Genomic DNA, 24311 nt, shown 5'->3' on the forward strand with positions numbered 1-24311 from the left:
GGCAGGGGGATCAGGCCACCTTGACCGTCCGATCCCCCTGCCGCACGGTCACCTCCACCTCGCCACCGATCGCCGCCGCATAGGCCCGCAGGTTGTCGAGGCTGTCCACCTGCCCGTGCTCGATCTGCGACACCCGCGCCTGGCTCACCCCCAGCAGCCCGGCCACCTCCCGCTGCGTCAGCCCCGCCTTCCGCCGCAGCTCCGCCAGCTCGTACCCGCGGATCCGCGCCAGCGTCTCCAGCCGCATCCGGGCCCGCTCCGCCTCCGCCTCGGGCGTGGCCAGCTCGGGAAACCGCTCCATCACCTCGGCGCGCACCTCGGTCCAACTACGGCCCTTCATGCGTTTTCTCCCTTCCGCTGTTCCTCGACGTAATCCGCGTACCGGGCCTCCGCCAAAGGAATGGACTCCTCGTACCACTCGGACCAACGCCCCGACTTGTCGCCCGCCACAAGAACGATGGCCTCCCGTTGCGTGTCGAAGACGAACAACATGCGCACCTCGCTTCCGCCGGACGACCCTGGCCTCAACTCCTTGAGGTTGTGCAGTCGGCTGCGATGGATACGGTCCACTGCGGGCCGCCCCAGCGTCGGTCCCACTTCGGCCAGCAGGTCGAGCGCATCGAGGATGTTGCTGGCGGTCTTGGGATCGTCGTCGCAGAGCTGCAAGTACCAGTCGTTCACCGGCCCAAGAAGAGTGATCTCCCACATACCCGCTACGTTAAGTTGTGTCTTATACGTTACCGGCCCCTCGCCCGGCTATCCACTCTTCCGGGGGACGACACGGGCTCCGGCCCGCGCCCCGGCGCTCACGCCCCGTCGAGGTGGGTGCGCTGGGCAGGGGTGAGGTCGAGGTCGGCGGCGTCGAGGGCCTCGTCGAGCTGGGCGAGGGTGGTGGCCCCGATGACGGGGAGGACAGGGATGTCACCGCCGAGGAGCCAGGCCAGGACGACCTGGCCCGGGGTGGCGCCGGTGTCGGCGGCGACCTCACGCAGGGCGGCGAGCCGGGCCGCCGAGTCCGGGTGGTCGTACTGCGGGGGCAGCGGCCGGGCCGGGGCCGCGTAGGCGCCGTGCAGCAGCGGGCCGTAGGCGAGCAGGGTGAGGCCGGGCTCGGCGCGGACGTAGTCGAGCAGTTCGGGGGTGACGGGCTGCTGGACCCCGAAGTCCGCGCCCGGCCGCGGCCGCAGGTACGTGTGGCGCTGCTGGAGACAGCTGTACCCGGCCAGGCCCCGGGTGCGGGCCAGCGCACGGGCCCGCTCCAGCCGCCAGGTCAGCTGGTTGCTGCTGCCCAGGACGTCGACCGTGCCCTCCCGGACCAGGGCCCCGAAGGCGTCGACCGTCTCCGCCAGCGGCGCCCGGCGATCGTCCAGGTGCCCGTACAGCAGGTCGATCCGCTCGGTGCCCAGCCGCTTCAGGCTGCCGTCGACGGCGGTACGGACCGCTGCCGCCGACAGCCCCTCCGCGTTGGCCGGCCACTCCCCCGGGCCGGCCGGGCGGGCGCCGACCTTGGTGGCCAGCACCACGGCGTCCCGGTTGCCGCGCGCCGCGAACCACCGGCCGAGCACCAGCTCGCTCTCGTCGCCGCAGGCGCCGTCGTGCCAGAAGCTGTAGTTGTCCGCCGTGTCGACGAAGGTGCCGCCCCGCTCGGTGAAACGGTCCAGCAGCGCGAAGGCGCGGGCCTCGTCGACCCGGGTGCCGAACGGCATCGCGCCCAGGCAGAGCACGCTGACCTCGGGCCCGGGGGTTCCGTCGGCGCGGCGTCCAAGAGTGCGGTGGCGCACGGTTTCCTCCGTGAAGAGCGGTGGGGTTCGTACCGGAAACCCTGGCAGCTGGAGCGCGGTCCAGGTCAACCGGCAACGGTGGCATGATCATTCGCATGAGTGCATCCGGCAGTGAGCTGTTGACGCCCGCGGAGGCGGTGGAGCGGTCCGGGTTCAGCCTGGACACCCTGCGGTACTACGAACGCATCGGCCTGCTGGGCAGTGTGCAGCGCGCCCGGACCGGTCATCGGCGGTTCAGCGAGCACGACCTCGCCTGGCTCGGCATGCTGCGCTGCCTGCGGGACACCGGGATGCCGATCGCCGGCATGCTGCGCTTCGCCGAACTGGCGCGCGGCGGCGACGGCACCGTGGCGCAGCGGCTCACCGTCCTGGAGGAGCACGACGCGCAGGTGGAGGAGCAACTCGCCCACCTGCGGCGGCAGCAGGAACACATCCGGGCGAAGATCGGCCACTACCGCGCCTTTCTCCACGCCGAGGGCGCCGAGGGCGCCGAGCCCGCCGGTCAGGACCGCTGAGCCGCCCGCCACAGCTCCTCGACGATGGCCGCCACCGGACCGGTGCGGGCCGAGCGGTGGCCGGTGCCGGCCCACAGGTGCATGGCGTCGGTGTCCGCCCGCGCCGTCGCCGCCGCGCGCAGCGGCTGGGTGAGGTGGTGCACCTCGGGGTAGGCGGGCGGGGCGTACGGCTCGTACCGCTCGATGAAGGCGTTGCGCAGGCCGCGGGCCGGGCGGCCGGTGAAGGCCCGGGTGACGACGGTGTCCGGGAGTTCGGCGAGGGCGGCCTTGTGCGCGGCCGAGGCGCCGGACTCGTCCGAGCGCAGCAGCGCCGTGCCCACCTGGACGGCCACCGCCCCGGCCCGCAGCGCGGCGGCGATGGCCGGACCGTCGGCGAGGCCGCCCGCCGCGATCAGCGGCAGCACCGTCACCGCCCGTACGGCGGTGAGGAGTTCGAGCAGCGGGACGGCCCCCGGGCGGTCCGCCACCCGGTGGGTGGCGCGGTGTCCGCCCGCCTCCGGACCCTGCACGCAGAGCGCGTCCATCCCGGCCGCCTCCGCGTGCCGCGCCTCCTCGGGTGTGGTGACGGTGCCGATCTGGTACGCCCCGGCGGCCCGTAGCGCCCGCGCCTCCTCGGGCGAGGGCAGGCCGAAGGTGTACGAGACGACGGGGACGGGCCCGGCCAGCAGCGCGGTGATCTTGGCGTCCCAGTCGTCGCGGTCCGGTGCGATCGTCTCGGGGAGCCGGACGCCCCAGCGCTCGGCCTCCGGCAGCAGGTGCGCCCGGTACCCGGCGACGGCCGCCGGATCGCCGGGCGCGGCAGGGACGAAGAGGTTCACGCCGAACGGCCGGTCCGTCAACTCACGTGTCCGGTGGATCTGTTCGACCATCGCGGCGGCGCTGCGGTACCCGGCGGCGAGAAATCCCAGGGTGCCGGTCCCGTTCACGGCGGCCACCAGCTCCGGGGTGGAGGCGCCGCCGGCCATCGGCGCGGCGATGACGGGAACGGCGAGTTCGTCGAGACGGACGGCCATGAGGGGGTTCCTCCACTCCACACGTACACAAAGCGGTTCGAACCCGGCCCACCCTACGCCCGCCCGGCGGCGGCCGACCGCCGCCCGCACCCGGCACCGGATCAGCCCCCGCGCCGGATCAGCCCCCGCCCGCGCGCCTCCCGCACCGCCGCCGTACGCGAGTCCACCCCCAACTTGGTGTAGATGTGCACCAGGTGCGACTTCACGGTGGCCTGGCTCAGGTGCAGCTGCCGGCTGATCTGCTGGTTGGTCAGCCCGTCGGCGACCAGCCCCAGCACCTCCGTCTCCCGTGCGCTCAGCGCCGCCGAGGGGGTCCGCATCCGCTCCAGCAGCCGGTCCGCCACCGTGGCCGCCAGCGCCGACCGGCCCTCCGCCGCCGCGCGCACGGCCCGGGCCAGCTCCTCCGGCGGCGCGTCCTTGAGCAGGTAGCCGGTGGCCCCGGCCTCCAGCGCGGGCAGGGTGTCCGCGTCGGTGTCGTAGGTGGTGACGATCAGCACCCGGGGCGCGCCCGGCCGGGCGGTGATGGCCGCGGTGGCCTGCGCGCCGTTCATCGTCGAGCCGGGGCCGAACTGCAGGTCCATCAGCACCACGTCGACCTCGGCCTCCGCCGCCAGTTCGACCGCCCGCTCGGCGGTGGCGGCCTCGGCCACGATGACGAAGTCCCGCTCGCTCTCCAGGACGGCGCGCAGCCCGGCCCGGACCACCGGGTGGTCGTCCGCGAGCAGCAGTCGGATCAGCTGGTCGGTCACAAACGCTCCTCGGTCACGGACGCTCCTCGACAGCGGCGACGGGCAGCAGCACGGCGAGCGCCGTCCCCTCCCCCGGCGCGGACTCCACCGCGAAGGTACCGCCCAGCGCCCGCGCCCTCGCCCGCATCGACGGCAGCCCGAACCCGCCGTCCCCCTCCCCCGCCGCCGCGCCGGAGGCGACCGCCGCCGGGTCGAACCCGGCCCCGTCGTCCAGCACGTCCAGCGCCACCTCGCCCTCCATGTAGCTGAGCGTCACCTCGGCGTGCGAGGCCCGCGCATGCCGGACGGTGTTTCCGAGCGCGGACTGCGCGATCCGCAGCAGCGCGACCTCCTGCGGCACCGGCAGCCGCACCGGATCGCCCGCGACATGCAGCCGGACGGGCAGACCGCTGTGCGCCGTCGTGGTGGCGCAGAGCCGTTCGAGGGCGAGGGGCAGGGAGCCGCCCTCCAGGTCGGGCGGGGTGAGCGCGCGGACGAAGCGGCGGGCCTCGGCGAGGCTGTCCTGGGCGGCCTGCCGGGCCTGCTCGACATGGCCGGCGGCGGCCTCGGTGCGCTCGGGCAGGGCCCGCTGGGCCGCGCGCAGCAGCAGCTGGATGCTGGAGAGGCTCTGGGCCAGGGTGTCGTGGATCTCCCGGGCGAGGCGCTCCCGCTCGGCCAGCACCCCGGCGGCGTGGTGGGCGGCGGCGAGGTCGGCGCGGGCCTCGGTCAGTTCGTCGATGAGCCGGCGCCGCTCCTCGCTCTCCCGGTAGAGCGCCTGGTAGCCGAAGACGGTGGCCACCGCGACGGCCCCGCCGAGGGCCGGTCCGATGGCCGCGGCCAGGCTGAGGATGTGCAGGTGCCAGGAGTACGCGGTGATCGCGGCCACCGCGGTGAGCCCGACGGCGACGAGCCCCGACCGGCGGCCGAGCAGGTGCAGCTCCAGGAAGTAGAGCGGGAAGGCCAGCCAGACCCCGTCCGGGGTGGCGATCAGCACCCCGACCCAGGTCACGCCGAGCAGTGCCAGCCAGAGCGCGGCGGCCCGCCGCGACCGGCGGACGGCGCCGACCAGCGGGCCGGCCGCGTAGACGGCGGCCATCGCGGTGGCCGCTGCGATGACGGCCGCCGGGTCGCCGCCCCGGCCGACCACGGCGCGGGCGACGGCGAGCGCGAGCAGGCCCGCCACCAGCAGGTGCAGGCAGACCTGGAGTACGCGGGCGACGGGGGTGGTGCGGAATCGTTCGGTCGCCATCCGTCCAGCCTAGGATCCGCACCCGTCCTCAGGCATCAATCAAAAGGTTGAACTCCGCTTCTCACCTTTGATGCCGGGGATCCAATCCCCCGGGCGATGCCCCTCCGGCCCCTCCTCCGCCACTGTGGTGAGCGTCGGGGAAGAGCCTCACGGAAGAAAGGGCCATTCGTGTTCGTCGCCTGGAGGGATCTGGGGTTCGCCAAGGGGCGGTTCGCCCTGATGGGGACCGTCATCGTGCTGATCACCGTACTGGTCGGCCTGTTGTCCGGTCTGACGGCCGGGCTGGGGCGGCAGAACATCTCCGCGATCACCGGCCTGCCCGCCGACCACCTGGTCTTCTCGAAGCCGGCCGACGGCCAGAAGCTCTCCTTCACCGACTCCCAGGTCACGCCCGAACAGTGGCAGGGCTGGGCCCGGACGCCCGGTGTCACCGCCGCGGAGCCGCTCGGCATCACCACCACCAAGGCGGCCGCCGACCGGCGCACCGCCGCGCTCTCCGCCTTCGGCGTCCCGGACGGCTCCGGGCTGGCCCCGCAGGGCGCGCTGATCGCACCCGGTCGCGCCGTCCTGTCCGAGGCCGCCGCCGAGGACCTGGGCGGCCTGCGGCCCGGCGCGAACTTCAGCCTGGGCGGCCACCCGCTCCAGGTCGCGGCGGTGACCGGCGAGGCCTCGTACAGCCACACCCCCGTCGTCTGGACCAGCCTCACCGACTGGCAGGCGTTCGCCCCGGGCGGCGCCGGGCACGCCACCGTGATCGCCCTGACCACCGCCACCGGTGCGGACCTCGCGACCGCCGACGGCCAGTACGGCACCGAGACCCGCGGCCGGGACGACGCGCTCGCCGCGATCGGCTCCTACACCTCGGAGAACGGCTCGCTGCAACTGATGCGCGGCTTCCTGTTCGCCATCTCGGCCCTGGTCATCGGCGCGTTCTTCACCGTCTGGACGATCCAGCGCAGCGGCGACATCGCGGTGCTGAAGGCGCTCGGCGCCTCCACCCGCTATCTGCTGAAGGACGCGCTCGGCCAGGCCGTCCTGCTGCTGGTGCTCGGCACGGCCGTCGGCACGGCGCTGGCGGCGGCCGTCGGCGCGCTGATCGGCTCGACCGTCCCGTTCGTCCTGGACGCGCCGACCGTCCTGTTCCCGGCCGCCGTGATGATCGCGCTCGGCGCGGTCGGCGCGGCCCTGTCCATCCGCCGGATCACCTCCGTCGACCCGCTGACCGCCCTGGGGAGCGCCCGATGAGCCTGCACCTCGACCACATCACCCTCACCTACCCGGACGGCGACGGCCGGCTCACCGCCCTGGACGAGGTCTCGCTCACCGTCCCGAAGGGCTCGATCACCGCGGTGGTCGGCCCGTCCGGATCCGGCAAGTCCAGTCTGCTGGCCGTCGCCGCGACGCTGATCACCCCGGACTCCGGCCGGGTGGTGGTGGACGGCGTGGAGACCACCGGCCTGGGGCGGGCCGAACTCACCGCGCTGCGGCGGCACCGGATCGGCATCGTCTTCCAGCAGGCGAACCTGCTGCCCTCACTGACCGCCGCCGAACAGCTCCAGGTGATGGCCCACCTGGACGGCCGCTCCCCGCGCGCCGCTCTCCCCCGGGCCCTCGAACTCCTCGACGCCGTCGGCCTGCGCGCCCAGGCCGCCCGCCGCCCGAACCAGCTCTCCGGCGGTCAGCGCCAGCGCGTCAACATCGCCCGCGCCCTGATGAACGACCCCACCGTGCTGCTGATCGACGAGCCCACCAGCGCCCTGGACCACGAGCGCGGCGCCGCCGTCATCGACCTGGTCACCGAGCTCACCCACCGCCGGGCCACCGCCACCGTCCTGGTCACCCACGACCGCACCCACCTGACCGCCGTCGACCAGATCGCCGAGGTCCACGACGGCCGCCTCACGACTCCGGCGGTGGCGTGACTACTTCTTCACGGCGAGGACGTCGTCCACCGACAGCGTCACCGACGCCCCGATCGACTCCGGCAGCGTGAACGACTGCCGCCCCCTACCGCGCCCGCAGGCGCAGCGCCGGACGGTCCGCCTCGGTCTCCTCCTGGCCTGCGGCCCAGAGGGAGCGGACGTGGCCGAGGTGGCGGGCCATGCAGGCCTCGGCGGCGTCGGCGTCGGCGGAGATCATGAGGTCGAGGAGCTCCAGGTGCTCCTCGGCGGAGGAGACCAGCTCGCCGCGCTGGTCGAGGCGGTTGAGGCCGTAGAGGCGGGAACGCTTGCGCAGGTCGCCGACGACCTCGACCAGGCGGGCGTTGCCGGCCAGACCGAGCAGGTCGAGGTGGAACTGGCGGTCGGCCTCCAGGTAGCCGATCAGGTCGTGCTTGCGGGCGGCGGCGACGATCGCCTCGGCCTGCGGGCGGAGCCGCTCCAGCTGCTCGGGGGTGGCGGTGCGGGTGACCCGGCCGACGGTGGGGACCTCGATCAGGGCGCGGATCTCGGTGAAGTCGTCGAGGTCGCGCTCGGTGAGTTCGGTGACCCGGAAGCCCTTGTTGCGGACGGCCTCGACCAGGCCCTCGCGGGCGAGGTCGAGCATCGCCTCGCGGACGGGGGTGGCAGAGACGCCGAAGTCGGCGGCGAGGGCGGGCGCGGAGTAGACCACGCCGGGGCGGAGTTCACCGGAGATCAAGGCGGCCCGGAGGGCGTGGGCGACCTGATCGCGCAGCCGCTCCTGGACGGAGATCAGAGTGCGGGGTTTGAGGTCGGCCATGGTGTTCCTCCGGAGGTTGCAGAACACCAGTGTACAATGTCACGTTACGTTGAGTGTGCAACAGTCCGCGATTCGGGCGGCCCACCGGACGGCCCGGCACACCGGCCACCGACGCCATGGTGGCAGCGGCCGCCGCGCGTGGCAACGGGCGATACCGCACTCCCTGCCCCACCCCTCCCCGAACAGCCCCACCCCTCCCCGAACAGCCCCACCCCTCCCCGAACAGCCCGACCCGCTGCCCGGCATCCGCCGCCGGGCCGGTGGAACGCGGAAGCGGCCGGCACGGCGGGGGATCCCTCCCCACCACACCGGCCGCGGCCTCCGGCCGTCCCGTACAACACCGAACCACCACCCGGGGTAACGGGCCCGGGCGTCAGCCGGTGGCGGGGCCGCGCCTCACGCGTTCATCACAGCCCGATCCGGTGAACCGCCGCCGCGACGGCGAGGTCCTGCCAGGCCATGCCGACGCTCTTGAAGAAGCGCGGCCGGTCCGACGGCACCGGCACCTCGCCGCGCACCAGCTCGGCCAGGTTCCAGAGCGGTTCGTCGCCCGTGACACCCGCCATCAGCAGGTCGCCGGCCTCCCGCAGCGCGGCGGCCCGCGCCTCCACGTACAGCTCGGCGCGGCGGACCAGCACGCCGTCCACCTCCCGCGCCTGCGGCTCGTGCGAGCCGACCGCCGCCACGGCGGCGTGGTCGGGCACCAGCGCCCCGTCGAACAGCGGGGTACGGGCGGTGGTGCAGCAGACCACCAGGTCGGCCTGGGCCACCGCCTCGGGCGTCCCCACCGCGGCGTCCAGCCCGCGCGCCCGGGCGTACCGGGCCAGTGCCTCGGCGGGCGCCGCACTGCGGGCGACCACGGTGAGCCTGGTCAGCGACCGGATGCCGAGCAGCGCGTCCAGATGCCCGTACGCCTGCGGTCCGGCGCCGAACAGCACCAGGTGCGCGGCGTCCGGCGCGGCCAGCCGGCGCAGCGCGACGGCGGTGACGGCGGGCGTGCGCAGGGCGGTCAGGGCGGCGCCGTCCAGCAGGGCGACGGGCTGGAGGGTCGGCCCGTCCAGCAGCAGGTAGCTGCCGGTGATCCGGGGCAGCCCGATGCCGGGGTTGGCGGGCGCGACCCCGGCGATCTTCACCCCGGCGTACTCCGCCGAGGCCGCCGGCATCAGCAGCAGTTCCCCGGCGGGCACCGGCACCGCCGACCGGGCGGGCGCGGTCTCCGGGTCCAGCCCGTCGAGCAGCACCCGCTCGATCGCGTCGGCGGCCTGGGTGGGCGTCAGCCCGGCGGCGCCCGGCGCGGCGTACTGGAGCGGCTCAGCCGCCGCGCCGGACAGGGTGGGGGCCTCGCGGCGGTCGGCGGTCACAGCAGGAACCCCGTTCCCAGCGTGTCGTCCCCGTCGAGCAGGAAGCGGTGCTCGCCGGTGCGGTGGGCGGTGCCGGTGACCTCGGTGACGACGCCCCCGGCCCGCGGGTCGCCGCCGGGCAGGACCCGGCCGGTGAAGACGGTGCCGATGACCGACTCGTGCCACAGCTCCTCGCCGGGCGCGAGCCGCCCCTCGGCGGCGAGCACGGCGAGCCGCGCCGAGGTGCCGGAGCCGCACGGTGAGCGGTCGATCTGGCCGTCGGCGAAGACCGTGACGTTGCGCTGGCTCAACCGCTTGCCGACGTCCGGCAGTTCGTCGTACAGGATGACCCCGTAGACGCCGGACAGCCGTGGGTCCTCGGGGTGGGCGACGGCCTCCGAGCCGGCCAGCGCGGCCCTGATCTCCCGCCCCACGGCGGTGAGTTCGGGCAGCAGCCCGGGCTCGACCGACAGGCCGAACGCCGCCGCCGGCACCGAGGCGTAGCAGGCCCCGGCATGCGCGACCGCCACCTCCACGGTGCCGCGCGAGGTCTCCACCGGCAGCTTCAGCGCGCTCACCCGGGTCGGCACGTTGCGGAAGGTCACACCGGTGGTCCGGCCGCCCGCACGGTGCACCAGGGCGGTGACCCGCCCGGACGGGACGTCGATCCGCACCCGCGCCACGCCGTCCTCGGGCGCCGCGACGAGCCCGGAGTCCACCGCGAAGGCGCCGAGCGCGATGGTGCCGTGCCCGCAGGCCGTGGAGTAGCCGTCCTTGTGCCAGAACAGCACCCCGAGGTGCGCCTCGTCGTCGTCCGGCGGCACCAGGAACCCGCCGTACATGCCCGCGTGCCCGCGCGGCTCGCGGGTGAGCAGTTGCCGCACCTGGTCGAGCGCGCTCGGCCGGGGCGCGGTCGCCGTACCGCCCGCGCCGATCGCGACGGCCCGCCGCTCGGCGACGCCGTCGCCGGGGATCACCGGCGCCCCGCCCACCACGATCCGGAACGGCTCACCGGCCGTGTGGTAGTCGACCGTCTCCACCACGCCCTCCACCACGCCGGTCATCACGCACCCCCGGCCGGGAGCAGGGTGACGGTCCGGCTCGCGGTGTAGAAGTCCAGTGCGGCCCGGCCCTGTTCGCGGTCGCCGTGGCTCGCGCCCTTGGCGCCGCCGAACGGCAGGTGGAAGTCGACGCCGCTGGACGGCGCGTTGACCCGGATCATGCCCGCGTCCAGCCGGTCGGCGGCGGCGAGCGCGGTGTCCAGGCTGCGGCTGTGCACCGAGGTGGCCAGGCTGTGCGGGGTGTCGTTGGCCAGCACGATCGCCTCGTCCAGGTCCGCGGCGGGCAGCAGGACGGCGATCGGGCCGAAGAACTCCTCGCGCCGCAGCGGGTGTTCGGCGGGCACGTCGGCGAGCAGGGTCGGCTCGACGTACCAGCCGGCCCGCTCGGGCACCGCCCCGCCGGTGAGCACGGTGGCCCCCTCGGCGCGCGCCGAGGCGACGGCTCCGGTGAGCCGGTCGCGGGCGGCGGCGGAGATGACGGGCCCGCAGGCTGTGTCGTCGACCAGGCCGAGCGCCTTCACCAGCGCGGCGCGCAGCGGCTCGTACGCCTCGCCGACGGCGATCACCCGGCTGGTGGCGGTGCACTTCTGCCCGGCGTACCCGGCGATGGCGGCCGCCAGATGGGCCGCGGCCTGCTCGATGTCGGCGTCCGGCAGGACCAGCGCGGCGTTCAGGCCGCCCAGTTCGGCCTGGACCGGCACCCCGCGCCCGGTGGCGGCGTGGACGACGGCCCGGCCGACCCCGGTCGAACCGGTGAACGACACCACGTCCGCCGCGTCGACCAGCGCCTCGCCCTCCTCCGCTCCGCCCGGCAGCACCGTCAGCACGCCCTCGGGCAGGCCCGCCGCCGCGGCCAGCTCGGCCAGCCGCAGCGCGCACGCGGTCGCCTCCGGCGCCGGCTTGAGCACGGCGGTGTTGCCGACGGCCAGCCCCGGCGCGGCCTTCCAGGTCGGGATCGCCAGCGGGAAGTTCCACGGCGTGATCAGCCCGGCGACACCGTACGGGCGGCGCCGGGTGAGCAGCAGGCCCGGTCCGGCGGCGGGCTCGTGGACGGCGCCGGACGGCTCGAAGGGCGCCTGCGCGTAGTAGCGCCAGATCGCGGCGGTCCTGGCGACCTCGCCGCGCGCCTCGGCGAGCGGCTTGCCGACCTCGCGGACGATCAGCGCGGTCAGCTCGTCGGCGTGCGCCTCGACGGCCTCGGCGATCCGGGTGAGCGCGGCCGAGCGGGCCGCGGCGCCGGCCGCGTGCCAGCCGGCCTGCGCGGTCCTGGCCCGTCCGACGGCGGCCCGGACGGCCTGCGCGCCGGGCGCCTCGACCGCGAGGACGAGGTCCGCGGGGTCGGCGGGGTTGAGGGAAGTGATGGTCACAGCGGGAACCCTTCGGTGGTTCAGAGCAGGAACCCGGCCGGGAACGGGTCGCTCGGGTCGAGGAAGTACTGGGCGGTGCCGGTGATCCAGGCCCGCCCGGTGACGGTGGGCACCACGGCGGGCCGCCCGGCCACCTCGGTCTCCTCGACCAGGCGGCCGGTGAAGGTCGTCCCGATGAAGGAGTCGTTGCGGAAGTCCTGGCCGAGCGGCAGCTCGCCGCGCGCGTGCAGCTGCGCCATCCGGGCGGAGGTGCCGGTGCCGCAGGGCGAGCGGTCGAACCAGCCGGGGTGGATGGCCATCGCGTGCCGGGAGTGCCCGGCGGTGGAGCCGGGGGCGAGCAGCTGGACGTGGTGGCAGCTGTGGATGGACGGGTTCTCCGGGTGCACCGGCCGGTCGGGACCGGCGTTGACGGCGTCCATCAGGGCCAGGCCGGCGTCAAGGATCTCCTGCTTGCGCTCGCGCTCGAACGGCAGCCCGAACTCGGCGAGCGGCAGGATCGCGTAGAAGTTGCCGCCGTAGGCGAGGTCGTAGCCGACGGTGCCGTAGCCGGGCACCTCGATCTTGCGGTCCAGGGCGACGGAGTAGGAGGGCACGTTGCGGATGGTCACCGCCTTGGCGGCGCCGTCCTCGACCAGCACCTCGGCGATCACCAGCCCGGCGGGCGTGTCCAGCCGGACGGTGGTGACCGGCTCCACCACCGGCACCATGCCGGTCTCGACCAGCACCGTGGCGACGCCGATGGTCCCGTGGCCGCACATCGGCAGCAGGCCGGAGACCTCGATGTAGAGCACGCCGTAGTCGGCGTCCGGGCGGGTCGGCGGCTGCAGGATGGCGCCGCTCATCGCGGCGTGGCCGCGCGGCTCGTACATCAGCAGGGTGCGGAAGTGGTCCAGGTGCTGCTGGAAGTGCACACGCCGCTCGGCCATGGTGGCGCCGGGGATGATGCCGAAGCCGCCGGTGATGACCCGGGTCGGCATGCCCTCGGTGTGCGAGTCGACGGCGTGGAACACGTGGCGGCTGCGCATGGGTGGCGACTCCCGTCGGGGTGGGGTGGGTGGGCCGGGGGCCGGCTGCCCCCGCAGCCGGCCGGTCCTTGGGGTGTTCGTGCTACGCGAGGCCCTCGGCCAGCGCCTTCTCGGTGGCCGCGCGGACGGCCGCCTCGATCTCCGGGGTGAGCGGCAGGCGCGGCGCGCGGGTCGGGCCGCCGGGGCGCCCGGCGATGTCCATCGAGAGCTTGATCGCCTGGACGAACTCGGTCTTGGAGTCCCAGCGCAGCAGCGAGTGCAGCGCCTTGTAGAGCGGCAGCGCGGTGTCCAGGTCGTGCTCGACGGCGGCCCGGTAGAGCGCCACACTGGCCTCCGGCAGGGCGTTCGGGTAGCCGGCGATCCAGCCGACGGCGCCGGCCAGGGCCAGCTCCAGCAGCACGTCGTCGGCGCCGATCAGCAGGTCCAGGCCGGGGGCCAGCTCGGCGATCTCGTACGCCCGCCGGACGTCGCCGCTGAACTCCTTGACCGCCACGATCGAGCCCTCGGCGTGCAGCTGCGCCAGCAGCGCGGGCACCAGGTCGACCTTGGTGTCGATGGGGTTGTTGTACGCGACGATCGGGATGCCCGCCCTGGCCACCTCGGCGTAGTGCCCGCGGACGGCGGTGTGGTCCGCGCGGTAGGCGTTCGGCGGCAGCAGCAGGACGGAGCCGGCGCCGGCCTCGGCGGCCTGCTCGGCCCAGCGGCGGGACTCGGCGCTGCCGTACGCGGCCACACCCGGCATCACGCGGGCGCCGTCGCCGGCGGCCTCGACCGCGACCTCGACGATCCGGACGCGCTCCTCGTCGGTGAGGGTCTGGTACTCGCCCAGAGATCCGTTGGGGACGACGCCGTCGCAGCCGGACTCGATCAGCCAGCGGACGTGGTCGGCGTAGGCGTCGTAGTCGACGGAGAGGTCCGGGCGCAGCGGGATCGTGGTGGCGACCATGACGCCGCGCCAGGGACGGGTGGCGTCGTACGCGGTGTTGGACACAGATGACTCCTTGGTGAGGTGTGACATTTTATTAGAGGGCGACGCCGGAGGCAAGAGCCCCCGGCGGCGAGTTCGTCGGTCCGCCGGCGCTCAGCCGTCTTCGGGCCCCGGCCCGGCGGCGAGCTGCGAGAGCGGCACCGGGCAGGCCAGCGGTCGCCGGTCGGCCGGCACCTCACCGCCGCCCGAACCGCCGCCCGAACCGCCGTCCGGACCGCCGCCGGCCAGGCAGGCCACCGCCGGACCGCACATCCGGCCCTGACACCAGCCCATCCCGGCCCGGGTGAGCAGCTTGACGGTCCGCGCGTCCCCCGCGCCCAGCTCGTCCACCGCCTCGCGGATCGCGGCGACGGGGACCTCCTCGCAGCGGCAGACGTCGGTGTCCGGGCGCAGCCACTCCGTCCAGCCCGGGCCGGGGCGGTGCGCGGCGGCCATCAGCCCGGCGAAGGCCCGCAGCCGGGCGCGGCGGCGCAGCAGCGCGGCGCGCACCGGGCGGTCGGCCACCGCGTGCGCGGCCAGCTCGCCCTCGGCGATCGCCAGGTCGGCGCCGCCGACGCCGCAGGTCTCGCCGGCCGCCCAGAGACCGGGGACGGTGGTGCGCAGCCGGGCGTCGACCTTGAGCGCGGCCGTACCGTCCGGGGTGGTCCTGGTCTCGGCGCCCAGCTCGGTGGCCAGTTCGATCTGCGGCAGCAGGCCGTGGCCGACGGCGAGGGCGTCGCAGGCGATCCGCCGTTCGGTGCCGGGCACCGGCCGCCAGTCGGCGTCCAGCCGGGCGACCGTGACGGCGGTGACCCGGTCGGTCCCGTGCGCCTCGACCACGGCGCTGCGCCGGCGCAGCCGGACGCCGTGGCGCAGCAGCGCGGCGCCGTGGCCGGCCCCCTCGACGAGCTTGGCCGGGACGGCGGCCAGCACGCCGGGGCGCCGGGCGTAGCCGAGGTAGTCGGTGGCCTCGACCACCGCGGGCACCTCGGCCCCTGCGGTGACCAGCGAGGAGGCGGCCGCGAGCAGCAACGGTCCACTGCCGGCCACCACGATCCGCCGGCCGGGCAGGACCAGGCCGGCCTTGAGCATGGCCTGCGCCCCGCCCGCGGTGACCACCCCGGGCAGTGTCCAGCCGGGGAACGGCAGCTGTCGCTCGTACGCGCCGGTGGCGAGCAGCAGGGCGGCGGCGCGGACGGTCGCCCGGTCGCCGGCCCCGGGCCCGAGGGTGGCGTGCAGCACCCACGCCGTGTCGCCGGCCCGCTCGGCCGCCCACACCTGGTGGCCGCCGAGGAAGTCGACCCGGCCGGCGGTCTCGTGGGCGGCGAGCCGGTCCGCCAGGCCGGTGTAGACCGACCAGCCGTGGTGCAGCCGGTCGGGCCGGGCGGCGCCGAGGCCGGGCGCGGGGTGGCGGTAGTACTGGCCGCCGGTGCGCGGGCCCGCGTCCAGCAGGGCGCAGCGCAGACCGAGGTCGGCGGCGGTCACGGCGGCGGCGAGCCCGGCCGGGCCGGCCCCGATCACGGCGAGGTCGTAGGACCGCTCCTGGCGGTCAGACGGCGAGGTCGGCACGGCCGTTGCCCTCCTGGGTGGTGACGGTGGTGCCGGGCTCGGCGGGGAGCAGGCAGGTGCGCTGGTTGGGGCGGCCGTCCACGGTGGCCAGACAGTCGAAGCAGGCGCCGATCCCGCAGAACGCCCCGCGCGGCCGGCCGCCCACCCGGGTGGTGCGCCAGGCGAGCACGCCGTCGGCCCAGAGCGCGGCGGCGATCGACTGTCCCGGCAGTGCGGGGACGGGCCGGCCGTCGAACTCGATGGTGTGGGCGGGGCCGGGTTCCGCCCCGACCAGGGCGGCGGGGGTACGGCGCATCAGCGGGTTCTCCGTTCCAGGTTCTCGGTCTCGGCTCAGCGGCTCAGCGGCTCGGCTGTTCGGCTGTTCGGCGGGTTCGCGGCGGTTCGGGCACGGTGCGAGGTGGTTCCGGTCCGTCGCACGGTTCACGAGGCGGCCGGGAACCGGTCGGCCCGGAACGGTTCGAGGTCCAGCCCGGGCCGTTCGCCGGTGAGCTGCCGGCTGATCAGCAGCCCGGTCGCCGGAGCCAGCCCGATGCCCGCGCCCTCGTGGCCGCAGGCGTGGTACAGCCCGGGCACCCGCGGGTCGGCGCCGATCGCGGGCAGATGGTCCGGCAGGTACGGGCGGAAGCCCCGGTAGGCGCGCAGCACGCTGACGTCCGCCAGGACGGGGAACAGCGCGGCCGCCTGCGCGGCGAGCCGGTGCAGCACCTCCACCGAGAGGGTCCGGTCGAAGCCGACCCGCTCCCGGCTGGCGCCGATCAGCACCGGCCCGCCGGGGGTGCCCTCGACCACGGCGGAGGTCTGCAGCGCGGCCGAGCCGCTGGCCACGTCCGCGACGTAGTCGGCCGCGTAGACCTTGCGCCGGACGATCCTCGGCAGCGGTTCGGTCACCAGGACGAAGCCGCGCCGGGGCAGCACCGGCAGGTGCACACCGGCGAGCGCGGCCAGTTCGCCGCCCCAGGTGCCGGCGGCGTTGACCACGGCGGGCGCGTCCAGCCGCCGCCGGTCGGTCTCGACGCCGAGCACGGCCCCGTCCGTTCCGGTCCGCACCGCCCGGACGGTCTCGCCGGTGTAGAGCAGGGCACCGTCCCGCCGGGCGGCGCGCAGCAGGTGGGCGGCGGCCAGCGCGGGCTGGACCTGGGCGTCCTGCGGGTAGAGGAAGCCGCCGGCCAGCCCGGGGGCGAGGTGGGGTTCGAGTTCGCGCAGCCGCTCGCCGGGGATCTCCTCGGCGGTGACGCCGGCCGTCGCCTGCTTCTGGGCGAAGGCCCGCAGGGCGTCCTGCCGGGCCGGGGTGGCGGCGACCACCAGGCCGCCCTTGGGCTCGTACTCGACGGCGGGGCCGAGGACGGGCACCAGCTCCTGCCAGAGCCCGGCGCTGAACAGCGCGAGGTCGAGCTCGGGGCCGGGCTCCTTGTCGGAGACCAGCAGGTTGCCCTCACCGGCACCGGTGGTGCCACCGGCGACCGGCCCGCGGTCGACGACGGCGACGGCGAGTCCGGCGCGGGCGGCGTAGTACGCACAGGCGGCGCCGACCACACCGGCACCGACCACGAGGACATCCAGGGGAGGTCTCTGGGACTTGGACACGGCAGTAATATGTCACATGCCATCGAACCTGCCAAGAGCCCCCGCCGTCCGGCCACGAGCAACCCGGCCGACCCGCAGCAGAGCCCCGGCCTGCGCGAACCCCCCGGCCGACGCAAGAGCCCCGGCCCGCCGGAAGACGGCGGACCGGGGCTCAGGGCGCGTCAGGGCCTCAGGTGATGTCGTCCATCTGCTCCTGCCGGGCGGCCGGCACCGGAGCCCCGGCGACCGGCGTGACGGACGCCTCCACGGCCTCCGCCCCGGCCACCGGCTGCACCGAGAGGTCCAGCTCCGAGGCCTCCTCGTCGCTCAGCCCGAAGTCGGGGTTGCGACGCGCCTTCCGCCGGTCGTTGAGCAGGGCGACACCCACCGCGACGAAGTACAGCGCCCAGATCGGCGCGGCCAGCGCCAGCATGCTGACCGGCTCGGCACTGGGCGTGGCGAAGGCCGCGAACACGGTGATGCCCATCACCATGCCGCGCCACCAGCCCAGCAGGCGCTTGCCGGTGACGATGCCGACCATGTTGAGCATCACTAGCAACAGCGGGAACTCGAAGGCCAGACCGAAGACCAGGACCATCCTGGTGGCGATGTCGAAGTAGTCCTCGGGCGGCAGGATCGGGGTCGTGTCGTTCGGGGTGAACGAGATCAGGACCTCGACCGTGGTCGGCATCAGCAGGAAGGCGCAGGCCACGCCCGCCAGGAACAGCGGGGCGCCGCAGATCATGAAGATGACCGTGTACTTGCGCTCGTGCCGGTGCAGACCCGGCGCGACGAAGGCCCAGACCTGGTAGAGCCAGATCGGGACGGCCGCGACCACACCGGTCGTCAGCGCGACCTTCAGCATCCAGTTGAAGCCCGAGGTCAGACCGATGTTGGAGACCTGCGCGCACCGGCCGTGGAACTCCGCGGCGTTCTGCTTGTCGCACTGCGGCAGTGGCTGCAGCAGGAAACTTTCGATCTGCTTGTGGAAGATGCCCGCGACGATCGTGAACAGCACGATCGCCAGGACCGACTTGACCACGCGGTTCCGCAGTTCCCGCAGGTGGTCGGCGAGGGCCATCCGCCCCTCAGGATCCTTGGGCGCCTTAGACGCCTTGGAGAGCTTGCTCAACCCCGGTCCTCAACTCGTGCGTCGAGGCCCGCCGGTCGACGGGCCTCCCATGATCGCGTGCGTCGCGCGCCGCTCAGCGCGGCCGGCCGCCGTCGGCCGTCGGCTGGGCCGCCTGCCCCGGGACCGATTCGGTCACCGGCCGGGCCGTGGCGGACGCCCCGGGAGCGGCCTGGATGGTCTTCGCCGCGCCGGATTCGACGCTCACGGCGGGCGCGGGCTGCGCCGGCGCGCCCTCGTCCGCGGCACCGTCCGAACGCATCGCCTTGGTCTCGCTCTTCAGGATCCGCATCGACTGGCCGAGCGAACGCGCCAGATCGGGCAGTCGCTTGGCACCGAAAAGCAGAATGGCAAGAACGACGACCACCAGGATCGCAGTCGGCGAGATCCGCATGCTCGACCACCTTCAGTCATGGCGGCACCGGTGGGCCGCCCGCTGCGGGGATGGTAACCGCTGCGGGTGACGCCCTGACGACGGCCGCCCGAACAGGACAGCGGCCCCCAGTCGCACTTCAGGAGCCATCTGAGAGCGTAACGCGCCGCCGCCCCCGCGCAGCAGCCCCGTGCACCAACGGCCGTCCCGGACCGGGGCGGGTCCGCGGGCGGTTCAGCGCCCCGGCACCGCCGCCGCGAGGTCGCCGGCCGCCTCGGCCAGCGCCCGGGAGGCGGCGTCCACCCCCTTGGCCAGCGTCCGCACGTCCAGCCAGAGCCGGATCGCGAGAACGCCGAGGACCAGCAGCCCGGCGGTGGCGAGCAGGACGGCGGCGACGAGCATCCAGGACATGGCCACCACCCTATCCGGCCGCGCGGGAGGCCCCGCTCAGCCCTCCACCGGGACGAGCCGCATGGTGCGCACCCCGGCGCCGGTCAGCGCCGTGACGATCTTCTCCCCGGCCGGCTTGCGCACCGCCGCCCCGCAGAGCGGGCAGCTGAAGCTGTAGTGCGCCTGGGCCGGGGTCCGACCGAGGGTGAGGCGGAACTCGTCCGCCGGCAGGTCCACCTTCTCGCGGCACTCCGAGCAGTACACCTTGAATCTGGTACCGGGCTCCACGGCTCAGACCTGCCCCTCCCGGTAGCCGGCCAGCGCCTCCAGCGCCGCCGACCGCGCCTGCTCCACGAGCTCCGGCGGGGAGACGATCCGCCCGTCCCGGCCGAGCCGCAGCGCCAGCGGGCGCAGCTGCGACGGGTCGGCGCTGCGCAGGGTGATCCGCAGGCCGCCGTCGGGCAGTTCCTCGGCCCGGTCGTGGGTGTAGTACTCGGCCACCCAGCGCCCGCCGGAGGAGACCTCGACGACCACCTCGGGATCGTCGGCGGACGGGTTGACCAGCCCGCCGGAGAGGTCGCGCGGCTCGCGGCGCGGCGGGTCGGAGGGGACGTCCAGCACCTTGATCTCGGCGACCCGGTCGAGCCGGAACATCCGGTGGTCCTCGGAGGTGCGGCACCACGCCTCGAGGTAGGTGTGGCCCTCGGTGAGCAGCCGGATCGGGTCGACCTCGCGCTCGGTCATGCCGCCGCGCCCGTGCGAGTAGTAGCGCAGCCAGAGCCGGCGGCCCTCGCTGAGCGCGCGGTCGATGTCGGCGAAGACGTGGCTCTCGGCCTCGAAGGTGACCCCGACCCTGGCGCTGCCCTCGGCGCTGTCCCCGGCGGCGTTCTCGATCTTGGCGACGGCCCGGGTGAGCGCCTCCCGGTCACCGGCCCGCAGGCCGGGCAGGCCGGCCACCGCGCGGGCGGCGACCAGCAGCGCGGTCGCCTCGTCGGCGGCCAGCCGCAGCGGCTGGGCGACGTCGTCGACGTTGTGCCACCAGATCCGCTCGCCGTCGGTGTCGATGTCGAGCAGATCGCCGCCGCGGAAGCTGGTGCCGCACATCGGCAGCACGTTGAGGTCGCCGATCAGCTCGCGCTCGGTGATGCCGAAGGCACGGGCCACCTCGGCCACCTCGGCCCCGGGGCGCTCGCGCAGATAGGTGACCAGCGAGAGCATCCGGCGGGTCTGGTCGATGGCGTTGCTCATGCCCGCACTCCTTCGGTGGCGGCCGGGCCGGTGGCGGCCGGGTCGTTGACGGCCTCGGCGCCCGGTCCGGCGACGGCGCTCAGCCGGTCGATCACGTCGGCGCGCAGTTCCTCCGGGCCGACCACCAGCACGTCAGGACCGAACTCCGCGAGGTCGGCGCCGAGCCCGTTGCCGTACGGGATCTCCAGCTCGTCCCAGGTCCCGTCGACCCGGCGGCTGCTCAGCGCCTTGGTGCGCAGCGGGAACCCGGCGCCGCGGCGGACCCGGACGGCGGCGGTCGCGGTGGCACCCTCGCCGGCGAACTTGGCGACGGTGGCCCGGACGTCGACGTGCTCGGGGACGGTGCCGAGGAAGGCGCCCGAGCGGGCGCGGACCCTGCCGGTCATCCGGCTGAGCCGGAACACCCGGGCGTCACGCCGGTCGCGGTCCCAGCCGGCCAGGTACCAGTGGCCGCGCCAGCACTCCAGGGCCCAGGGCTCGACCGTGCGCTGCTCGACGGCGGCGGCACCGGCCTTGCGGTACTCGAAGGTGACCGGGCGGCGGTCGCGGGCGGCGGTGAGCAGCGGTTCGAAGGCGCTCTCCCGGGCGGGGATCCGCGGTTCCAGGGCGGTACGGCCCTCGGCCTCGGTGAACGGCACGCCGGCCGCGCGCAGCTTCTGCAGGGCGCCGCTGGCCGCGCCGGACATCTTGGCCTGCTGCCAGACCCGGGCGGCCAGGGTCAGCGCCGCGGCCTCCTCGGCGTCCAGGGCGATCTCCGGCAGCCGGTTGCGGTCGGCGCGGGCGAGGTAGCCGAGTTCGCCGTCGAGGGCGTTCTCGTCCACGTCGATGACCAGACCGAGTTCGCGCAGGTCGTCCTTGTCCCGCTCGAACATCCGGTTGAAGGCGTCCTCGCTGCTGTGCTGCCAGGCCTCGCGGTACGCCTCGATGGATTCCCGCAGCTCCTTCTTGGAGAGCGGACGTCTGGTGTTCATCAGGCACAGGGCGAGATTCATCAGCCGCTCTGCCTTGGCGATCGCCATCGCTGACCCTTCCGGTGTGCCGCGCCGCGCGCGGGGTGCGCCCGCCGGGCATATGTCGACCCGGCGGGACCGACCGTACCGGTAGCGGTACGCACTGCAAAAGCCGAGTCCGCAAACGCGTGGGGCCGCACCCCGGGTACGGGGTGCGGCCCGGTGGAGCGGCCGGTCTCAGACGCCCAGCAGGTCGACCACGAAGATCAGCGTCGAGCCCGCGGGGATGAGCGGCGTCGGCGACTGGTTGCCGTACCCGAGGTGCGCCGGGATGACCAGCTCGCGGCGGCCGCCGACCTTCATGCCGACGACGCCCTGGTCCCAGCCCTTGATGACCCGGCCGGCGCCGAGCGGGAACTTGAAGCTGCTGCCCCGGTTCCAGCTGGCGTCGAACTCCTCGCCGGTCTCGAAGGTCACGCCGACGTAGTGCACCTCGACGACCTGGCCCGGCTTGGCCTCCTCGCCGGTGCCGACCTCGAGGTCGCGGATCTGCAGCTCGGCCGGCGGCTCACCGATCGGAAAGTCGATCTCCGGCTTCGTCTTGTCGCTCACAACTGCCTCTTCTCACGGTTTGGTTCCATACACGACCAAGCGGCGGGCACCCGCACCCCCGGTCCGTTCCCGGACCACGGTACGGGCGCCCGCCGCCCGTACGGGCCCGGCCACGCGGCCGGGCCCGAAGGTCACACGCACACCATTGTCACCCGAAAGTGGATCAGCCCTGACCGGCATCCAGGATGTCGACCACGAACACCAGGGTGGAATTGGCCGGAATGTCGCCCTGCGCCTGGTCCTTGTACCCCAGCGAGGCGGGGATCACCAGCTCGACCCGGCTGCCGACGGTCTGGCCCTCCAGACCCTGGTCCCAGCCGGCGATGACCTGGCCGCCGCCCACCGGGAAGGAGAACGCCTGGCCCTTGCTCAGCGAGGAGTCGAAGACCTTGCCGTCCTTGAAGAGCGCGCCGGTGTACTGGACGACGACCTTCTCGCCCTTCTCCACCTTGGGGCCGGTGCCCTTGATCAGGACGTGCGTCTTCAGCTCGGTCGGGTCGGCCGCGCCGGCCACCGGGGTGATGTCGGCCGGCTTCTTGCCGTTGTCCTTGACCTGCGGGAAGTCCGCGGGCGGCGGGGTGACGGTGCCGCTGACCACGGCGTCCGCCGCGGTGGAGCGCTGGATGTCGATCACGAAGACCAGGTTGTCCGCGGCCCCGATCGACATGCTCGGGTTGCCCTGGGCGCCGAACGCGGCGGCCGGCGGGGCCACCACGAGGATCCGGCTGCCGGCCTTCTTGCCGAGCACGGCCTGGTCCAGCGCCGGGATCAGCGCGTCCGTACCGGCCTGGAAGATCTGCGGCTTGCCCGTCTCGTCGTACGAGCTCGGGATGTCCTTGCCGGTGGTCCAGTCCTTGGCGGTGTAGTCGACCGAGGTCCAGGAGTTCTTCTCGACCTTGGGGCCGCTGCCCTCCGAGAGGACCTTGACGACGAAGGAGCCGTCGGCCTGCTCGGCGGGCACCTCGATGCCGGCCTTCTTGCCGAACTCGCCGGTGACCGTCGGCAGCACCTTGGCGTTGTCCTTGATCGGCGGCACCGGTTCGGCGGTCGGCGTGGGCGGCGCGGACTTGGCCGCGTCGGCGGGCTTGGCGGTGCTCGACTTGGAGTCGTCCCGGTTCACCACGTACAGCGTGATACCGCTGCCGACCAGCAGCACGGCGAGCACGGTGCCGAGGATCACGCCCAGCTTCCCCACCCCGGGCGGGTTCTCGGCGTACCCGGCCTCCGAGGCCTCCTGGCGGCGCACGTTCGAGGCGAAGATCTGCGGGGCCTCGTCGGTCTTCGTCCCGCCCGCCGCCCGCGGGGCCTCGCCGGGCGTGGCCCAGCCGGCCTGCTGCTTCAGGATCGACGGCGGTACGACGATCGACTCGCCGTCGCCCGGAAGCGGACCACCGGGCCGCGAGTCAGCCGGATCACCGGCGGAGTTTCCGTTCGCGGTGCCGGCCCCGCCCGGGCTCGACGCTTTCTCAGACATGACTCCCCATCCATCTCGCCACGAGGTCTTCGAGGTCTACGGCCGGCGTGGTGAGCGCCGGGGTGCTGTCGCACTGCCGCCCGGGAACCGGACGCCGGCGGCGCCTACCACAGTGCGAGGGCAGTATGACAGGTCAGGATGAGGAGGGACGCTTCCCTGTGCGAGTGCCCGCCCAGGCGTACGGAACCGACCGGCCCTCCTCCCGGGCCGCCACAGGCTTCCCGGACCGCCTCGGGCTTCCTAGACCGCCTCAAGAATGTCGATCACGAAGACCAGTGTCGAGTTCGGCGGCACCGAGCCCTGCGCCGCGTCCTTGTAGCCGAGGGCCGGCGGCACGACCAGCAGCACCCTGCTGCCCACGGTCTGGCCGACCAGGCCCTTGTCCCAGCCCTCGATCACACTGCCGGTGCCGATCTGCAGCGCCTGCGCGCCGCCGTGGCTCCAGGACGAGTCGAACTGCTGGCCGTTGCTCCACAGCACCCCGGTGTACTGCACCACCAGGGTCTGCCCGGACTTCACCTGCTTGCCCTCGCCCTTGATCAGCACGGCCTGCTGGAGGTCGGTGGGCGGGGCCTCCCCGGCCGGGAGGGTGATCGTGACGGCGGCCTTGCCGTTGTCCTTCACCTGCGGCATCGTCGCGGGCGGCGGCGTCATGGTGCCCGACAGGGTGGAGTCCTGCGGCAGGCTCTCCATGATGTCCAGCACGAACACCACGGTGTCCCCCGCGGCCACCCCGAGCTGGGTGCTGCCCTGGTTGCCGAACGCGGCCGCCGGCGGGGCCACCACCAGCAGCCGGCTGCCGACCTTCTTCCCGATCACGGTCTGGTCGAACGCGGGCACCAGCTGCCCGCTGCCCGCCTGGTACAGCTGCGGCTTGCCGTTGGCGTCGTACGAGCTGGGCAGGTCCTTGCCGGTCGTCCAGTCCTTCGCCGTGTAGTTGACCGTGACCCAGTCGCCCTTGTTGACCGTGGACCGGTCGCCCTCGCTCACGGTGCTCACCACGAACTGACCGCTGGGCTGCTGCCCCTCGGGGATGGTGATGGTGGCCTTGCTCCCGAACCCGCCCTCCGACAGCGTCGGCATCGGCGAGGCCTCGGTCACCGGGGCCGGCACGGTGGGGGCCGCGGTGGCCGCCGTCGGCGTGGCCGGGCTGGTCGCCTTGGTGGAGCTGCTGCAGGCCACCGCCAGCAGCAGGGGCAGGGTGAGAAGCAAACCCGCGGTGCGGCGCACGGCGTTCCTAAC

At 74.4% G+C, this 24311-nt stretch carries 27 protein-coding genes; 3 read left to right on the plus strand and 24 right to left on the minus strand.

Features of this window, described 5'->3' with window-relative positions; genetic code table 11:
* Positions 1–10: 10 nt before the first annotated feature.
* From ACIP82_RS14265 to ACIP82_RS14275, 3 genes are all read right to left on the minus strand, one after another.
* Positions 11–340: an XRE family transcriptional regulator gene (locus ACIP82_RS14265; protein WP_400653600.1), complete on the minus strand. Its 330-nt coding sequence runs from the start codon at positions 338–340 to the stop codon at positions 11–13.
* Positions 337–708 carry a type II toxin-antitoxin system RelE/ParE family toxin gene (locus ACIP82_RS14270; RefSeq protein ID WP_400653601.1) on the minus strand — a complete coding sequence of 124 codons (372 nt, stop codon included), beginning with the start codon at positions 706–708 and terminating at the stop codon, positions 337–339. The genes ACIP82_RS14265 and ACIP82_RS14270 overlap by 4 nt, the downstream gene beginning before the upstream one ends.
* A gap of 98 nt (positions 709–806) precedes the next feature.
* Entirely contained in the window at positions 807–1778 is a 972-nt protein-coding gene (locus ACIP82_RS14275; protein WP_363608720.1) for an aldo/keto reductase, read from the minus strand.
* Positions 1779–1873: 95 nt separating this feature from the next.
* Between ACIP82_RS14275 and ACIP82_RS14280 the strand changes: the two genes are divergently transcribed.
* Positions 1874–2293 carry a MerR family transcriptional regulator gene (locus ACIP82_RS14280; RefSeq protein WP_400653602.1) on the plus strand — a complete coding sequence of 140 codons (420 nt, stop codon included), beginning with the start codon at positions 1874–1876 and terminating at the stop codon, positions 2291–2293.
* On the opposite strand, the gene ACIP82_RS14285 is transcribed toward ACIP82_RS14280, so the two are convergent.
* From ACIP82_RS14285 to ACIP82_RS14295, 3 genes are all read right to left on the minus strand, one after another.
* On the minus strand, positions 2281–3306 hold the full coding sequence (locus tag ACIP82_RS14285) for a nitronate monooxygenase (protein WP_400653603.1): 1026 nt from the start codon (positions 3304–3306) through the stop codon (positions 2281–2283). The genes ACIP82_RS14280 and ACIP82_RS14285 overlap by 13 nt on opposite strands.
* 101 nt (positions 3307–3407) lie before the next feature.
* On the minus strand, positions 3408–4055 hold the full coding sequence (locus ACIP82_RS14290; protein WP_400653604.1) for a response regulator: 648 nt from the start codon (positions 4053–4055) through the stop codon (positions 3408–3410).
* A 13-nt stretch (positions 4056–4068) separates the two neighbouring features.
* On the minus strand, positions 4069–5283 hold the full coding sequence (locus ACIP82_RS14295; RefSeq protein WP_363608727.1) for a sensor histidine kinase: 1215 nt from the start codon (positions 5281–5283) through the stop codon (positions 4069–4071).
* 168 nt (positions 5284–5451) lie between these two features.
* Here ACIP82_RS14295 and ACIP82_RS14300 point away from each other — a divergent pair, with 168 nt between their 5' ends.
* Positions 5452–6528 carry an ABC transporter permease gene (locus ACIP82_RS14300; protein ID WP_400653605.1) on the plus strand — a complete coding sequence of 359 codons (1077 nt, stop codon included), beginning with the start codon at positions 5452–5454 and terminating at the stop codon, positions 6526–6528.
* On the plus strand, positions 6525–7205 hold the full coding sequence (locus ACIP82_RS14305; RefSeq protein ID WP_400653606.1) for an ABC transporter ATP-binding protein: 681 nt from the start codon (positions 6525–6527) through the stop codon (positions 7203–7205). Before ACIP82_RS14300 ends, ACIP82_RS14305 begins: the two co-directional genes overlap by 4 nt.
* An 85-nt stretch (positions 7206–7290) precedes the next feature.
* On the opposite strand, the gene ACIP82_RS14310 is transcribed toward ACIP82_RS14305, so the two are convergent.
* The 18 genes from ACIP82_RS14310 to ACIP82_RS14395 all read right to left on the minus strand — a co-directional run bounded on the left by ACIP82_RS14310 (position 7291) and on the right by ACIP82_RS14395 (position 24299).
* On the minus strand, positions 7291–8001 hold the full coding sequence (locus ACIP82_RS14310) for a GntR family transcriptional regulator (protein ID WP_400653607.1): 711 nt from the start codon (positions 7999–8001) through the stop codon (positions 7291–7293).
* Positions 8002–8408: 407 nt separating this feature from the next.
* A complete protein-coding gene (locus ACIP82_RS14315; RefSeq protein WP_363608735.1) occupies positions 8409–9362 on the minus strand; it encodes an ornithine cyclodeaminase family protein in 954 nt (317 codons plus the stop codon).
* On the minus strand, positions 9359–10405 hold the full coding sequence (locus ACIP82_RS14320; RefSeq protein WP_363608737.1) for a proline racemase family protein: 1047 nt from the start codon (positions 10403–10405) through the stop codon (positions 9359–9361). The genes ACIP82_RS14315 and ACIP82_RS14320 overlap by 4 nt, the downstream gene beginning before the upstream one ends.
* A complete protein-coding gene (locus tag ACIP82_RS14325) occupies positions 10405–11769 on the minus strand; it encodes an aldehyde dehydrogenase family protein (RefSeq protein WP_400653608.1) in 1365 nt (454 codons plus the stop codon). The genes ACIP82_RS14320 and ACIP82_RS14325 overlap by 1 nt, the downstream gene beginning before the upstream one ends.
* A 20-nt stretch (positions 11770–11789) precedes the next feature.
* Positions 11790–12794, minus strand: coding sequence for a proline racemase family protein (locus tag ACIP82_RS14330; protein ID WP_363608740.1), 1005 nt, complete (start codon positions 12792–12794; stop codon positions 11790–11792).
* Between the two features lie 82 nt (positions 12795–12876).
* Positions 12877–13740 carry a dihydrodipicolinate synthase family protein gene (locus tag ACIP82_RS14335; RefSeq protein WP_400653662.1) on the minus strand — a complete coding sequence of 288 codons (864 nt, stop codon included), beginning with the start codon at positions 13738–13740 and terminating at the stop codon, positions 12877–12879.
* A gap of 135 nt (positions 13741–13875) precedes the next feature.
* Positions 13876–15330: an NAD(P)/FAD-dependent oxidoreductase gene (locus ACIP82_RS14340; protein ID WP_400653609.1), complete on the minus strand. Its 1455-nt coding sequence runs from the start codon at positions 15328–15330 to the stop codon at positions 13876–13878.
* Positions 15311–15625 carry a (2Fe-2S)-binding protein gene (locus ACIP82_RS14345; protein WP_400653610.1) on the minus strand — a complete coding sequence of 105 codons (315 nt, stop codon included), beginning with the start codon at positions 15623–15625 and terminating at the stop codon, positions 15311–15313. Before ACIP82_RS14345 ends, ACIP82_RS14340 begins: the two co-directional genes overlap by 20 nt.
* A 125-nt stretch (positions 15626–15750) precedes the next feature.
* Positions 15751–16914: an NAD(P)/FAD-dependent oxidoreductase gene (locus ACIP82_RS14350; RefSeq protein WP_400653611.1), complete on the minus strand. Its 1164-nt coding sequence runs from the start codon at positions 16912–16914 to the stop codon at positions 15751–15753.
* A 169-nt stretch (positions 16915–17083) separates the two neighbouring features.
* Positions 17084–17974, minus strand: a complete 891-nt coding sequence (gene tatC / locus ACIP82_RS14355; RefSeq protein ID WP_400653612.1) for a twin-arginine translocase subunit TatC — start codon at positions 17972–17974, stop codon at positions 17084–17086.
* A gap of 124 nt (positions 17975–18098) precedes the next feature.
* Positions 18099–18416 carry a Sec-independent protein translocase subunit TatA gene (tatA, locus tag ACIP82_RS14360; RefSeq protein ID WP_363608752.1) on the minus strand — a complete coding sequence of 106 codons (318 nt, stop codon included), beginning with the start codon at positions 18414–18416 and terminating at the stop codon, positions 18099–18101.
* A 213-nt stretch (positions 18417–18629) separates the two neighbouring features.
* Complete coding sequence (locus ACIP82_RS14365) at positions 18630–18806, minus strand: hypothetical protein (RefSeq protein WP_363608754.1); 177 nt, start codon at positions 18804–18806, stop codon at positions 18630–18632.
* Positions 18807–18842: 36 nt separating this feature from the next.
* A complete protein-coding gene (locus ACIP82_RS14370) occupies positions 18843–19073 on the minus strand; it encodes a hypothetical protein (RefSeq protein ID WP_363608756.1) in 231 nt (76 codons plus the stop codon).
* 3 nt (positions 19074–19076) lie between these two features.
* Entirely contained in the window at positions 19077–20033 is a 957-nt protein-coding gene (locus ACIP82_RS14375) for a WYL domain-containing protein (protein ID WP_363608758.1), read from the minus strand.
* Entirely contained in the window at positions 20030–21052 is a 1023-nt protein-coding gene (locus tag ACIP82_RS14380; protein WP_363608760.1) for a WYL domain-containing protein, read from the minus strand. The genes ACIP82_RS14375 and ACIP82_RS14380 overlap by 4 nt, the downstream gene beginning before the upstream one ends.
* 168 nt (positions 21053–21220) lie before the next feature.
* The gene (locus tag ACIP82_RS14385) at positions 21221–21595 is read right to left on the minus strand and encodes an FKBP-type peptidyl-prolyl cis-trans isomerase (RefSeq protein ID WP_363608762.1); all 375 of its coding nucleotides are present in this window, start codon (positions 21593–21595) and stop codon (positions 21221–21223) included.
* Positions 21596–21758: 163 nt separating this feature from the next.
* Positions 21759–23069, minus strand: a complete 1311-nt coding sequence (locus ACIP82_RS14390) for an FKBP-type peptidyl-prolyl cis-trans isomerase (protein WP_400653613.1) — start codon at positions 23067–23069, stop codon at positions 21759–21761.
* Between the two features lie 240 nt (positions 23070–23309).
* On the minus strand, positions 23310–24299 hold the full coding sequence (locus ACIP82_RS14395) for an FKBP-type peptidyl-prolyl cis-trans isomerase (RefSeq protein WP_363608766.1): 990 nt from the start codon (positions 24297–24299) through the stop codon (positions 23310–23312).
* Between the last annotated feature and the right edge of the window lie 12 nt (positions 24300–24311).

The organism is Kitasatospora sp. NPDC088548, from assembly GCF_044753005.1.
In the GTDB taxonomy this organism is placed as follows: Bacteria; Actinomycetota; Actinomycetes; order Streptomycetales; family Streptomycetaceae; genus Kitasatospora.

What these genes read in the sequence shown, in the direction of transcription:
- ACIP82_RS14265 (WP_400653600.1), bottom strand. Translation starts at nt 340, where the DNA reads ATGAAGGGCCGTAGTTGGACCGAGGTGCGCGCCGAGGTGATGGAGCGG.
- ACIP82_RS14270 (WP_400653601.1), bottom strand. Translation starts at nt 708, where the DNA reads ATGTGGGAGATCACTCTTCTTGGGCCGGTGAACGACTGGTACTTGCAG.
- ACIP82_RS14280 (WP_400653602.1), top strand. Translation starts at nt 1,874, where the DNA reads ATGAGTGCATCCGGCAGTGAGCTGTTGACGCCCGCGGAGGCGGTGGAG.
- ACIP82_RS14285 (WP_400653603.1), bottom strand. Translation starts at nt 3,306, where the DNA reads ATGGCCGTCCGTCTCGACGAACTCGCCGTTCCCGTCATCGCCGCGCCG.
- ACIP82_RS14295 (WP_363608727.1), bottom strand. Translation starts at nt 5,283, where the DNA reads ATGGCGACCGAACGATTCCGCACCACCCCCGTCGCCCGCGTACTCCAG.
- ACIP82_RS14305 (WP_400653606.1), top strand. Translation starts at nt 6,525, where the DNA reads ATGAGCCTGCACCTCGACCACATCACCCTCACCTACCCGGACGGCGAC.
- ACIP82_RS14310 (WP_400653607.1), bottom strand. Translation starts at nt 8,001, where the DNA reads ATGGCCGACCTCAAACCCCGCACTCTGATCTCCGTCCAGGAGCGGCTG.
- ACIP82_RS14320 (WP_363608737.1), bottom strand. Translation starts at nt 10,405, where the DNA reads ATGACCGGCGTGGTGGAGGGCGTGGTGGAGACGGTCGACTACCACACG.
- ACIP82_RS14330 (WP_363608740.1), bottom strand. Translation starts at nt 12,794, where the DNA reads ATGCGCAGCCGCCACGTGTTCCACGCCGTCGACTCGCACACCGAGGGC.
- ACIP82_RS14335 (WP_400653662.1), bottom strand. Translation starts at nt 13,740, where the DNA reads ATGGTCGCCACCACGATCCCGCTGCGCCCGGACCTCTCCGTCGACTAC.
- ACIP82_RS14345 (WP_400653610.1), bottom strand. Translation starts at nt 15,625, where the DNA reads ATGCGCCGTACCCCCGCCGCCCTGGTCGGGGCGGAACCCGGCCCCGCC.
- tatC (WP_400653612.1), bottom strand. Translation starts at nt 17,974, where the DNA reads ATGGCCCTCGCCGACCACCTGCGGGAACTGCGGAACCGCGTGGTCAAG.
- tatA (WP_363608752.1), bottom strand. Translation starts at nt 18,416, where the DNA reads ATGCGGATCTCGCCGACTGCGATCCTGGTGGTCGTCGTTCTTGCCATT.
- ACIP82_RS14365 (WP_363608754.1), bottom strand. Translation starts at nt 18,806, where the DNA reads ATGTCCTGGATGCTCGTCGCCGCCGTCCTGCTCGCCACCGCCGGGCTG.
- ACIP82_RS14375 (WP_363608758.1), bottom strand. Translation starts at nt 20,033, where the DNA reads ATGAGCAACGCCATCGACCAGACCCGCCGGATGCTCTCGCTGGTCACC.
- ACIP82_RS14380 (WP_363608760.1), bottom strand. Translation starts at nt 21,052, where the DNA reads ATGGCGATCGCCAAGGCAGAGCGGCTGATGAATCTCGCCCTGTGCCTG.
- ACIP82_RS14390 (WP_400653613.1), bottom strand. Translation starts at nt 23,069, where the DNA reads ATGTCTGAGAAAGCGTCGAGCCCGGGCGGGGCCGGCACCGCGAACGGA.